Origin of the sequence: Pseudoalteromonas sp. P1-25, from assembly GCF_001401805.1 — a bacterium.
In the GTDB taxonomy this organism is placed as follows: domain Bacteria; phylum Pseudomonadota; class Gammaproteobacteria; order Enterobacterales; family Alteromonadaceae; genus Pseudoalteromonas.
On the sequence record NZ_LKDW01000030.1, the window covers coordinates 11,385 to 24,282 of the forward strand.

At 42.2% G+C, this 12,898-nt stretch carries 10 protein-coding genes; 3 read left to right on the top strand and 7 right to left on the bottom strand.

Features of this window, described 5'->3' with window-relative positions:
* Window positions 1-91 precede the first annotated feature (91 nt).
* Window positions 92-2,278, top strand: coding sequence for a YgiQ family radical SAM protein (locus AN393_RS15915; RefSeq protein ID WP_055016428.1), 2,187 nt, complete (start codon window positions 92-94; stop codon window positions 2,276-2,278).
* A gap of 79 nt (window positions 2,279-2,357) precedes the next feature.
* Here AN393_RS15915 and AN393_RS15920 read toward each other — a convergent pair whose 3' ends face one another.
* The 7 genes from AN393_RS15920 to lptD form a co-directional block, all read right to left on the bottom strand.
* A complete protein-coding gene (locus AN393_RS15920) occupies window positions 2,358-4,373 on the bottom strand; it encodes a methyl-accepting chemotaxis protein (protein ID WP_055016402.1) in 2,016 nt (671 codons plus the stop codon).
* A gap of 112 nt (window positions 4,374-4,485) precedes the next feature.
* Window positions 4,486-5,304 (bottom strand): symmetrical bis(5'-nucleosyl)-tetraphosphatase, encoded by an 819-nt coding sequence (locus AN393_RS15925; RefSeq protein ID WP_055016403.1) that lies wholly within the window; start codon window positions 5,302-5,304, stop codon window positions 4,486-4,488.
* Between the two features lie 11 nt (window positions 5,305-5,315).
* Window positions 5,316-5,705, bottom strand: a complete 390-nt coding sequence (gene apaG / locus AN393_RS15930) for a Co2+/Mg2+ efflux protein ApaG (protein ID WP_055016404.1) — start codon at window positions 5,703-5,705, stop codon at window positions 5,316-5,318.
* Complete coding sequence (gene rsmA / locus AN393_RS15935; protein WP_004585856.1) at window positions 5,689-6,495, bottom strand: 16S rRNA (adenine(1518)-N(6)/adenine(1519)-N(6))-dimethyltransferase RsmA; 807 nt, start codon at window positions 6,493-6,495, stop codon at window positions 5,689-5,691. Before rsmA ends, apaG begins: the two co-directional genes overlap by 17 nt.
* On the bottom strand, window positions 6,492-7,484 hold the full coding sequence (pdxA, locus tag AN393_RS15940) for a 4-hydroxythreonine-4-phosphate dehydrogenase PdxA (protein ID WP_055016405.1): 993 nt from the start codon (window positions 7,482-7,484) through the stop codon (window positions 6,492-6,494). The genes rsmA and pdxA overlap by 4 nt, the downstream gene beginning before the upstream one ends.
* Before the next feature lie 2 nt (window positions 7,485-7,486).
* The gene (surA, locus tag AN393_RS15945; protein ID WP_055018587.1) at window positions 7,487-8,782 is read right to left on the bottom strand and encodes a peptidylprolyl isomerase SurA; all 1,296 of its coding nucleotides are present in this window, start codon (window positions 8,780-8,782) and stop codon (window positions 7,487-7,489) included.
* A gap of 92 nt (window positions 8,783-8,874) precedes the next feature.
* Entirely contained in the window at window positions 8,875-11,127 is a 2,253-nt protein-coding gene (gene lptD, locus AN393_RS15950) for an LPS assembly protein LptD (protein ID WP_055016407.1), read from the bottom strand.
* Between the two features lie 101 nt (window positions 11,128-11,228).
* On the opposite strand from lptD, the gene AN393_RS15955 reads away from it, so the two are divergent.
* Together AN393_RS15955 and murU are read left to right on the top strand one after the other, a co-directional pair.
* On the top strand, window positions 11,229-12,230 hold the full coding sequence (locus AN393_RS15955) for an aminoglycoside phosphotransferase family protein (RefSeq protein WP_055018588.1): 1,002 nt from the start codon (window positions 11,229-11,231) through the stop codon (window positions 12,228-12,230).
* Complete coding sequence (gene murU, locus AN393_RS15960; RefSeq protein WP_055016409.1) at window positions 12,227-12,889, top strand: N-acetylmuramate alpha-1-phosphate uridylyltransferase MurU; 663 nt, start codon at window positions 12,227-12,229, stop codon at window positions 12,887-12,889. The genes AN393_RS15955 and murU overlap by 4 nt, the downstream gene beginning before the upstream one ends.
* Window positions 12,890-12,898 lie beyond the last annotated feature (9 nt).

Consider the following 12,898-nt stretch of genomic DNA (forward strand, 5'->3'; position numbering starts at 1 on the left):
TAACAAGGCGCGATATACGCAGGTAATGTTGTATAAATAAGCAATGTATTAGGATATAATTCGCGCCTTTTGTTATTCAATGGCCAAAATTATGAGCTCTCTTAAAGCTGAACGCGCGCTATTCTCATACCCAAAATATTGGGCAGAGTGTTATGGCACTGCACCATTTTTACCTACAACTCGCGAAGAAATGGACGCACTCGGCTGGGATAGCTGCGATATTATTATAATCAGCGGTGATGCTTATGTGGATCATCCTAGTTTTGGTATGGCAGTGATTGGCCGTGTACTTGAAGCACAAGGCTTTAGAGTCGGTATTATTGCTCAGCCAGACTGGCAATCAAAAGATGCCTTTATGGCACTTGGTAAGCCGAATCTATTTTTTGGTGTAACCGCCGGTAATATGGATTCGATGATCAACCGTTACACGGCTGAAAAACGCATGCGCCATGACGATGCCTACACGCCAGGTAATGTAGGTGGCAAGCGCCCTGACCGTGCGGTGATGATTTACTCTCAGCGTTTACGCGAAGCATACAAAGGCGTGCCCATTGTGATTGGTGGTATTGAAGCAAGCCTGCGTCGTATTGCTCATTACGACTATTGGCAAGAAAAAGTGCGTCGTAGTATTTTATTTGACTCTAAAGCCGATATCCTTATTTATGGTAATGCAGAGCGCCCGCTTGTAGAAGTGGCCCACCGTATAGCCGCTGGCGAAACTATGGATACAATTCAGGATATTCGTGGCACAGCCGTTATTCGTAAAGAGCCAATACCGGGTTGGCGTGGCAGTGATTCAACTGCGATTGATAAAATAGGCAAAATAGATCCAATCCCTAATCCTTATGGCGCAGATGATGTAGGGTGTAGTAAATCAGAGTTTAAACAAGCCGGTATTGATTTAAAAGCTGAGGCTGCTAAACCTATTACTATTCAGCCAGCGCGCCCTAAACCGTGGGAAAAAACCTACGTTAAACTGCCTGCATTTGAGCAAGTCAGTGTTAATAAGCCTTTGTATGCCCACGCATCACGAATTTTGCACCAAGAGACAAACCCAGGCTGTGCCCGGGCATTATTTCAGCGCCATGGCGATCGCTATATTTGGGTAAACCCGCCTGCATTTCCGCTCGAAACCCATGAAATGGATGATGTATTTGGCTTACCTTATCAGCGTATACCGCACCCAAGTTATGGGGATGCAAAAATACCCGCTTACGATATGATTAAAACGTCAGTTAATATTATGCGTGGTTGTTTTGGCGGTTGTTCGTTCTGCTCTATCACCGAGCATGAAGGGCGTATTATTCAAAGTCGTTCGCAAGAGTCGATTATTGATGAAATAGAACAGATTCGAGATAAAGTGCCTGGTTTTACCGGGGTTATTTCTGACTTAGGCGGCCCAACAGCAAATATGTATAAGCTGCGCTGTACGAGTAAAAAAGCAGAAAGCACTTGTAGGCGGCTTTCATGTGTTTATCCTGATATTTGTAAACACATGGATACAGACCATACACCTACTATCGATTTGTATAAAAAAGCCCGTGAAGTGAAAGGTATTAAAAAGATTTTAATAGCCTCAGGCGTTCGTTACGATTTAGCCGTACAAGATCCGCGCTACGTTAAAGAGTTGGTGACACATCATGTGGGGGGCTATTTAAAAATTGCGCCAGAACATACGGAGGATGGTCCTTTATCTAAAATGATGAAGCCGGGCATGGGGGCTTACGATCAATTTAAAGAACTATTTGATAAGTACTCAAAAGAGGCTGGTAAAAAGCAGTATTTAATCCCGTATTTTATTTCTGCTCACCCAGGTACAAAAGACGAAGACATGGTTAACATGGCACTGTGGCTTAAATCTAATGACTTTAAGTTAGACCAAGTGCAAAACTTTTATCCATCACCTATGGCTAATGCGACCACTATTTATCATACAGAAATGAACTCACTGCGTAATATTAAAAATAACAAAGAGCAAGTGCCTGTACCAAAGGGAGCTCGTCAGCGTCGCTTACATAAAGCAATACTGCGCTATCACGATCCATCGGGTTGGCCAATGATCCGCGAGGCATTGCGTAGTATGGGGAAAGCCAATTTAATTGGTAAAGGCCCAAATTGCTTGGTGCCAGAAGAAGGCCGCGATGAAAAAGCACACAAAGGTGCAGGTAAAGGTAGAGGAGGGCGCCCAGCCTTAACGCGCCATACTGGCTTTAGCCAATTTAAAAAGGCTAACACTAAACCTAAAGTGGGCGGGAATCGCCAACGTGCTGCTAGGTAAGCGTTAAAATAAAAAACCCGATACTGTTACTCAGTATCGGGTTTTTTATTGCTCTGATTTTGGCGTAATACGATTGGTATTACACCTTAAAGTTTTCTACCGAGATTCTTAACTCTTCAGCGAGTTTAGCCACTTCTGAGCTTGAAATGTTGGTTTGGTTTGCGCCTTCTGCAGTTTGCTCTGCAATAGCAACAATTGATTCTAAACGTTCACTAATTTCTTGTGATACTTGTTGCTGCTCTTGCGCTGCGGTCGATATTTCTTCGCTTACGTCGTGCGCTTGCGATACGGCAAGTGTAATAGAGTCTAATGCGCTGCTTGCTAAATCGCTCTGCTCAACACACGATACCGCTTGCTGCTTACCTTTATCCATTGCTGTTACAGCCGCTTCTGCGCCACTTTGAAGCGATTCAATCATCGACTGTATCTCTTGGGTCGACTCTTGCGTTTTGCTTGCCAGTGAGCGTACTTCATCCGCTACTACCGCAAAACCTCGGCCATATTCACCGGCACGTGCCGCTTCAATTGCAGCGTTAAGTGCTAATAGGTTGGTTTGCTCAGCAATACCGCGTATAACATCTAAAATACTGCCTATAGAGGCGCTATCTTGATGAAGTTTATTAATAACACCGGCTGCATCGTCAACCTCGCGAGCAAGTTGCTCAATAGTCGCTTTGTTTTGATGAGAAATACCTTTTACGCGCTCAGCTTCTTTGTCAGCATTTTTAATTTCATCAAGGGCTTGTTGTGCGCTATTACTAACTGTTTGTGACGTGCTGCTCATTTCTGTTGTGGCAGTTGCCGCTTGTTCTACTTGGGCTTGTTGATTTCGGATAGCTTGGCTTGATTCACCGGTAATAGCCGATGTTTGCTCAGAGGCTGCTGCTAATTGAGTTGAGCGTGAAATAATACCCTTAATTAAGCTTCGTAGGCTATCTATTAAGGTGTTGCAGCTTCTTGATAGCTCGCCGAATTCATCTTTGGCAGAGTCATCTAAGCGTTGGGTCATATCACCGCTGGCCACAATATCTAAAATTCGATTCACTTCAGCCAGTGGCTTGGTAATTCTATTAACGGTAAGAATCGCTATTGCAATTGCAATCAACGTCGCGATGATCATTCCTGCCCACGTCCACAAAGTAGCTGAATCAACATCCTCACGGACGCCTTCTTGTAATTTGTAAGCGACAGCACTTGTCTGCGTGACTAAATCGTCAATTTGCGACAGGGCCATTGTGGTTGCCTGCTCTGACTGCGCAAGTTCTTTTTCGGTTAGTGCAATGGCGTCAATAAGACGTTGCTTGTTAGCTGCTAGGCTATTATTTCCACTTATATTTTCTACTAACGTATCAACGTACTCTTGTAAATCACTATATAAATCGTTGTTGTCTTGCTCTATAGCAGGCTTTATTAAAGCTAAGGTACGAATGACCTCTTCCAGATAGTAAGCCTGTTCATTTTTAACAATATCTAAGGTGTTCGTTGTTTTTACAGTAAGCATATCGGTACTGTTGCTAACTACCGACATAAAGTTGTTTTCTAGGTTATTAGCAGCTTGATAAGCGCGGGGGTGATTTTGCTCAAAGTTATCAATGTCAGTAATATCGAGCACAACTGAATTAGCATCTTCCGCAGCAATCTCTATTGTTTCTAGTTGTGCTATAAGGGTTTTATTTAGTGCTAGCTGCTTGTCTTTATCAGCCAATAAGTTTTCTACTGTACTTAAAAAGCTTAGGTAGGTTTTTTCTACTGCTTGGCTTTTTTGGCTCAGTGATGCATCGTTTTTTACTACGCGTTGCAGTTCAGCATGAAGTGAATCAAATTTGTCTTTTTGCTCAAGTACTTTTTGTTTTATAGGGGTGAGCTGTGCGCTTGAGGTGGTATAAAAACTGGCTTGAGCTGCTTTACTCATTAAAATAAATTCAGCTTGTAGCTCTGAGCTTTTATTTAGTGCAGGAAGTGATAACTGGTTTACCTGCTGAGTAGAGCGGTCAATGCTCGCAATTTTTATTAAAGAGTTACCACCAATGATTATGAGTAATAAGGTGATAAATATAAAACCACACCAAATACGTTGGCTTACTGTCAGATTCATACGGATTTCCAATTAAAGTACTTCAATCACATCTTATCGGCTTTTTAACCAATAAGTTAAGCAATTAATTTCTATTAATTTAAATTTAACATATGTAGTGGGTTTTTACAGTTTATTTAGGTAAATGCGCAGGTTTTTCTACTATTTTTTGCTTAGTTTGTAAGTCCATCATTGTTAAAGCCCCGCCCCATACGCATCCAGTATCAAGCGCGTGCACATGACTCAGCTGAGTAACCCCTTCAAGAGCGGCCCAATGGCCAAAAATCAAGTTTTTTTCTAATGCTTTTATATTAGGATGTTCAAACCAAGCTGTTAACGATTTATTGTCGTTAATTGCACCTTTCGCATTAAGCTCTAACGTGTTGTTACTGGTTAAAAAGCGCATACGGGTAAAATAGTTAACTATGTACCTAAACTTATCAAAGTCGTTTAAATCGTCATCCCACAGAGCAGGGTGTGGCTGATACATTTTTTTAAAAAAGTGGGCAGCATTAGCTGATTGATAACAACGCTTAGCAAACTGTGCATGCTTAAGTGCGGTTTTTATAGACCAGTCAGGGTTTAATCCTGCATGCGATATAAAGCTGCGGTGCTGCGCTAAATAAAGTGCAAGCGGTTGGGTTTGCAAATAGGCGATATAGTGAGGCAGTTTTTTACTATTAAAAATAGCATCGAGTTTGTCTTTTGGATTTATCGGCTTATTAAGGTAATGGCAGGCAATCATGTGTAAATCATGATTGCCTAACGTTACACTCATACTGTCTTGATGGCGGTAAATGTAATCTAGGCAAGCCAGCGAGTCAGGGCCACGTGCGACTATGTCGCCAACTAAATAAAGGTGATCTTTACTTGGGTTAAAATCAACCCGTTTTAGTAAGCGACTAAACTCTTCAAAGCAGCCTTGTAAATCACCAATTGCGTAATCAGCCATTGTGCTTTTTACTAATGTAAAATATTAGGACACGCTAAACGGAATACGTTTATAGGTGCCTCAAACTCAGAGCCAAACTCATTGCGCAATGTGTAGTGCCCCTGCATTGTACCTACGGGGGTGTCTAATATTGCGCCACTGGTGTATTTATAAGTTTCGCCAGGACCTATCACAGGGGTTTCGCCCACAACGCCTTCGCCCTCCACTTCAACTTCTTTGCCGTTGGCATCGGTAATTAACCAATAGCGACTTAAAAGCGTGGCACTGCAAAGGCTGTGGTTTTTAATTGTCACTGAGTAGGCAAAAACATATTTATCTAGCTCAGGCTGAGATTGCCCTTCAACATAAAAAGTCTCTACAGAGACCTTTACAGGAGAGCCAATATTACTGCTTGTTGTCATAAATCCAATTAGCTATATCAATAAATTGTTGTAATGTTAGGCTTTCAGCGCGCAAGGTAATATCTATACCAATGCTAGTAAGCTCATCAGCGGTGAGTAAATTGCCTAAGCTGTTACGCAGTGTTTTACGGCGCTGATTAAACGCTTCTAAACACACGGTGTTTAAAATTTTCACGCTTTTAGCGGTTCGTTGTTCGGCTTTTTTGGGAATAAGACGAATAACTGCTGAGTCTACTTTAGGAGCTGGTTTAAAACATTCTGGTGGAACTTCAACCACAGGCATTGCGTGGCAGTAATATTGTGTCATCACACTTAAGCGGCCAAATGTTTTGCTGCCTGGACCTGCAACCATACGTTTTACAACTTCTTTTTGCAGCATAAAGTGCATGTGCTCAATATGATCAGCAAACTCAAAAAGATGAAACAGTAATGGCGTAGAAATATTGTAAGGCAGGTTACCAAACACTTTTAATTTTTTGTCATCGCGTACAAGGCTTGCAAAGTCAAACTTCATTGCATCGCCTTGGTTTACGTTTAATTTAGGCCCTAAAAATGGGTGCTCAATTAAGCGCTGGGCTAAGTCTTTATCTAGCTCTACAACGGTAAGTTGGCCGCTTAAATCGGCAACAGGCTCTGTAATAGCGCCTAAACCTGGGCCAATCTCTACTAGGTTGTCTTGTGGCTTAGGATCGATTGCAGTGACTATTTTATCAATGATAGATTCATCAAATAAAAAGTTTTGCCCAAAACGTTTACGGGCGCGGTGTCCTAAATGTACTTTATCGGTCATTGATTTTGTGCTTTTTCATGGGCGAGCTTAATTGCTTCGCGGATCGCTAATTCAAAACTGCCAACTTCAGCGTCACCAGTGCCTGCTAAATCAAGCGCAGTACCGTGATCAACCGAAGTGCGGATAAATGGTAAACCTAAGGTTATATTTACCGAGTTACCAAATCCCTTGTATTTTAGCACAGGTAAACCCTGATCGTGATACATAGCAAGCACGGCATCGGCTTGAGAAAGGTATTTATCTTGAAACAGGGTATCGGCAGGAAGCGGTCCAATTAAATTCATACCTTGGCTGTTTAAAAGCGCAAGCGTAGGTGAAATCGTTTCTATTTCTTCTGTACCTAAATGGCCGTCTTCGCCAGCATGGGGGTTTAATCCACAGACCAAAATTTTTGGTTGTTCAATACCAAATTTCGTTTGTAAGTCATGATTTAAAATACTAATCACTTTGGTTAGGCGCTCTTGGGTAATCGCACGCGATACATAAGCCAGCGGTATATGTGTTGTTACAAGGGCAACACGTAAACCTTCGGTCGCTAGCATCATGACAACATCTGAGGTGCCAGATTGCTGAGCAAAGTACTCAGTGTGACCACTAAACGAAATACCGGCTTTATTAATAATCCCTTTGTGAACAGGGCCGGTGACAACGGCATCAAATGTACCGTCCATGTTTTTTTCGCTAGCAATACGTAAGGTATCAAGTACGTATTGGCCGTTTAAGTCGTCTAATTTACCTAGCTTAACCTCAGTGCCTAAATCAACTTGGTGAATATAAATGCTACCTGCAGGCGCAATGGCTGCAGGGGCATTTTCATCAAAATCAATTAGTTCAATATTAAGGCCTAAGTGTTGGGCGCGTTCTTTTAATAACTGTTTGTCGGCGATAGCGACCAGTTGAGCTTGCCATGGTTGCTGCGCTAATCGCAGCAGTAAGTCAGGGCCAATCCCCGCAGGTTCCCCCGGGGTAATTGCAATTCGTAATGTCATAATTACTCGTCTATAGGGAAAATTTCAACATGGGCTTGTTCGCGCATTTCTTGCTGCCAGTTAAAACTTTCTTCTTTAAATTTACGATTAAACAACATGCCGTGCGCACGGTTACGTTTAGCTAGCTCAGTTTTATCTGCTACACGTTTATCTAAAAGTTGTACTATGTGCCAACCAAATTGTGTTCTAAATGGTTCACTAATTTGATTTTTATCAAGTGATAACAAAGTATCTTTAAACGCGGGTACATACGTTGTAGGGTCAGTCCAATCATACTCACCGCCTTTAAGGGCAGAGCCTGGATCTTCTGAGTATTCTTTGGCAAGTTCTGCAAAGTCAGCTTTTCCTGCGCGTAAATCTTTGGCAAACCCTGCAAGCATGCTGCGCGCTTTTTCTTCACTTAAAATAATTGAAGGTTTGATAAGAATATGACGAGAGCGAACCTCAGTGGTTTCTACTAATTGACGACCACGTACATCTTGCACTTTAATTATATGAAAGCCAGCACCTGAGCGAAGAGGGCCAACAATCGCGCCTTTCTTTTGACCTTTTACAGCCTCAGCAAATAATGAAGGCATTTCGTTGATACCCATGTACCCTAGTTGTCCGCCTTCGAGTGCTTTTGAACCGCCAGATGAAGAAATTGCAATACGTTTAAACTCTTGGCCATCGTTTAATAGCTCAATAACTTTGTCTGCACGGGTTTTTGCGCTGGTGATTTCATCGGGCGTTGCATCGTTTGGAATATCAATAAGGATATGACCAATATCGTACTCTTCAGCATTTTGACCTTGGCTTTCCATTATTTTTAACAGGTTATCTACTTCTTGTTGGCTAATATAGATACGGCGGTCTACATTGGCGCGAGTCACTTGCTGTGTGGTGATCTCTTTACGAATTTCTTCTCGGTAAGCCTGAAAACTCTCGCCTGCGGCTTCAATTGTACGACGAAGATCGGCAATCGTGCCGCCTTGATCTTTTGCCATATTAGCTAAAGTTTGGTCTAACTGGCTGTCTGAAATTTCAAGGCCCATACGCTCAGCCATTTGCATCATAAGCGTTTGGTTAACTAAACGTTCTACTGCTTGTATGCGAAGCGTTTCGTCTTTAGGAAGTTGCTGGCCTTGTTCTGCGGCTTGGTTTTTAACACGATTGATTATGGTGTCTACTTCACTTTTTAAAATAACGCCTTGGTTTACAACGCCAATTACTCTGTCGATTTCCTGTGGGGCGGCAAATGCGCCATGGCATAAGCTTAAGCTTAAAATAGCTGTTGATAATAGTTTTTTTAAATTCATATTCTTTTTACTACTCTTCTAATAGTACTGCTTTAAAACAGGGCGTACTGCATTTTAGGGCTTTAAAGTATCACCTTAATTGCTCGTTTGCCTTAATTATTAAGAAAATACGGTCTACGGTAGCCAAAAATACCTTGTTGCAATAATTTTTGTGCATCGTAACGGCTCTTACTGCCCAGCCCTTTTAATACAAAGTTTAAACTAATACCTGAATCAAAAGTGGCTTGTTGCTGCCCAATAGATTGATTTAAATCGGTTTCAATCTGACGGTGGCCAGTAATTTGGATTGCCCAACAGCACGACTCATACTGTAATCCGCTTAAAAATTCGATGCTTCGATTATTTTCAAGGTCCCGATGATAGCTTGCAATAAATTGCCACTGTTCACTAATTGGGATACTTGTAAATACACCCGTTTGCTCGATTGTATTTCCTGAGACATCATTTGCATAGCGATGGTTCAACTGAACTAGCTCATTATTGTCACCTTTGTAATCAAGAGTGACATTTGACTGAATCATTTGCTTGCCATCAGAGTCGTATTGCATACCCGCAGATAAATACCAACGGCGATGCCAATGTAACATTGTTTGTGCGGCAAACAGCGCGTTGTAGTTAGTTTGCGAGTCTAAACCTTGCTCAGTAGGTTTAGCCGAATCATTTAGGTAAAAGATTTGACCCGCGCTAAAGTTAAATACTTCTTCTTGTTTGCTATCAAATAATCGGGTTGTTGCACCTAGCGTAAATTGGTTAGCTGCAGCTATACGGTCCACGCCTGAAAATCGTGTATCTCTAAATAGGCCAAAAAAGTCATCTTGTAAGCGAGTCGTATCAAACAGACCAATTTCTGATTGATCCTTATTCGGTGTGTATAAATATTGTATTTGTGGCTCAAGGGTTTGAATGCCATCTTCAAAAAAGTATGAGGTGTCGCGTTCAAAGTTAAGCTGCGAATACAAACGTACTTTTGGTAAAGTACGCGAAACGCTATCACTGTATTGCGTACCCGTTAAATCACCGCTTTGTTTGTAATTTGTTTGCAATAAACTCACTTCTGAGAGAAACGACCACGCATGCGTTGCGTAATTAAATCGCGCTTTTGGCTCTACATGTACGCGGGTAGCACTGTCTATGGCAATTTCTGAAGAGTCGTTAGTAAAGTGGCTTACTTCACCAGACAAACTAAAGTCAAAGTGATCAAAGCGCCAAGGTGCGGTCTGCGTAAAGCTAATTTGTGGAACTGCGGCATATGACTCTAAGTGATCACCCAGTACTTCGAAGTTTTGAAACTTAATATCGGTACGCCATGTGTCACCAAGGTGAGTCACCGACCCGGTACGATAAAGTTGGGTATCGGTTTTATTGGCGTAGTTAGAGCTTAAATCGGTGATGTAGTTATCATCACTGACGTTGGTGACGTCCACATTGGCTCGCCAGTCTTCACTTAAATAGCTTTGTTGTTGCCAATGAAACATGTAGCGCTCATCAAGGCTTGGCTCCGAATCATCACTATCTAAATATTCAATACCGACTAACCCTTCATGCTGCTCGCTCAGGTATCTAAACTCAGTTTGCAACTGTAAGCCTTTGCGCGACATATAACGTGGCGTAATGGTGGCGTCAAAATTAGGCGCAATGTTCCAATAATAGGGGGTAACAGTTTCAAGGCCATAACGGTCGGAGCTTGAAATACTCGGTGTTAATAAGCCCGACTTGCGTCGCTCATCCAGCGGAAATGTGAAATAAGGCAAATATAAAACAGGGGTATCAAGGATACGTAACACGGCGTTATAGGTTTCGCCCCAGCCTTCTTCGCGAGAGAGGTTAATTTCATCGGCTTCTATTTCCCAAACCGGTTTATCACTAGGGCAGGTAGTAAAGCTTGCATTCATTAACAATAAGCCAGACTCATCAACAGTGAGTTTTTCAGCGCCACCTTTGCCTTGTTGCGCGGTTAAACTGTAATCGGCACCGAGTAGACTTATTTGAGAATTATTTAAATCGGCATTTAAACCTGAGCTGTTTACTTGGCTTACGCGGTCTTGGTATGTAATTGGGCCTGTTGCATTGAGTAAACCGCGCTGTTTGTCTATAAGCGCAGTTTGTGCGGACAAACTCATATCAAGGGTGTTAATATCAACATTGCCGGTAAATTCAGCGCTTTGAGTGCCTAGGAGCTCTACATCGTCAGCTTGTATATCAACCGATCCTACCGCTAAATTTGGTAGAGGTTGCCAAGCTCTGGTTTGCATTGAAATGCCACATAAGTTGTGTGCCAGTTCAGTTTCGGCAAGCGATGGTGCGCTAATTACGCCTAGCATCAATATGCCCCAGGTTTTGCTCATTTATCGACCTTAATGCTCTTTGGTTTATTATAAGCTAGACATAATAAAGGAAAACAATGGCAAATACAGTAATTGACCTATAAAAATAGACATCTTATATAATGACACGCTTTGATAATTTACAACTATTTATAAATACGCACTTTGATGCTAAACCACACTCCTTAGTAGCCATTACTGGGGATGCCAGCTTTCGCCGTTATTATCGTTTAAGCTGTGCTGGAAAAGCGTTTATAGTGATGGACTCCGACCCACAAAAAGTAAATAACGCGCCGTATATCTCTTTAAATAAAGTATTCACCGACAACGGCTTTTTACTACCCGAAATAATAGCAAGCGATGAAGAGCAAGGCTTTTTTGTGTTAAGTGACTTAGGAAATACCCACTTAGCCGATAAGCTTGATGAGCCAAATAGAGATGAATATTACAAGCAATTAATTTGTTTAGCGGCAAGCTGGGCCAACACGCCTGAATCAGCAGCTATGCAAAATTATAATAAAGAATTTATACATCTTGAGCTGAATATTTTTAGCCAATGGCTGGTGACAGATTTTATTGGCTTAACACTCAGTGCAGAGCAGCAAGCAATTTGGCAGCAAAGCTGTGAGCTATTAACGAACGCTATGCTAGCACAGCCTACGGTCACGGTTCATCGCGATTACCATAGCCGTAATATTATGTATAGCAATGAGCAGTGGGCAATTATAGATTACCAAGATGCCGTGCGCGGCCCGTTGTGTTATGACTTAGTGTCGCTGTTACGCGATTGCTATTTTAAGTTGCCACAAGCACAGCTTGATCAGCTGCTTGAGTACGGGTATGAAGAATTTACAGCGCAAAAATTAATAACAGATACTTCTTTTGAGCAGTTTAAACAGTGGTTTGATTTAACGGGTATTCAGCGTCATTTAAAGGCGGCGGGAATATTTTGCCGCCTCTATTTACGCGATGGAAAAACCGGTTACCTTGATAATATTTTACCTACGTTGGATTACATTGTTGATGTTGCCAAGTGCTACCCTGAGCTTGCAGCATTAAGTGAATGGGTAAGTAGCACTGTAATACCAAAGGTGACATTAAAACTTGCAAAGGAGCGCACATGAAAGCCATGATTTTAGCTGCCGGGCGAGGCCAGCGAATGATGCCGCTTACTCAAGCTATGCCTAAACCTATGCTAAAAGTGGCGGGTAAACCGCTGATTGAGCATCATATTAATAACCTCAAAGCCGCTGGCATTACTGACATTGTTATAAACCTAGCTTGGCAAGGGGATAAAATAAAAAGCTACTTTAGAAATGGCGCTGAGTTTGGTGTGAGCATTGAATATAGCCAAGAGGCTGAGGGCGGACTTGAAACCGCAGGAGGGATCATTCAGGCGCTGCCACTGCTTGGCGAGCAATTTATTGTAATTAATGGTGATGTATACACAGATTACGATGTGAATGCGCTTACACAATTGCACCTGCAAGATGGCGAGGCCCACATTGTGTTAGTCGAAAACCCTCCTCACAATGAAAAAGGGGATTTTGCGTTAAGCCACTTATCGGCTGAAAGTCAAAAGTATACATTTTCGGGAATCAGCCGTTACCAGGCAGATTTTTTCAAAGGGCTAGCGCCAGGTGTGCGCCCACTTGGACCAATATTGCGAGAAAAACTCGCTCAACATGTTATCTCAACTGAGCTTTATATAGGTCAATGGGACGATATCGGCACACCACAGCGACTCGCGCAGCTCAACGAGCGCATACAAAGCACACTTTAATAGAGGCAG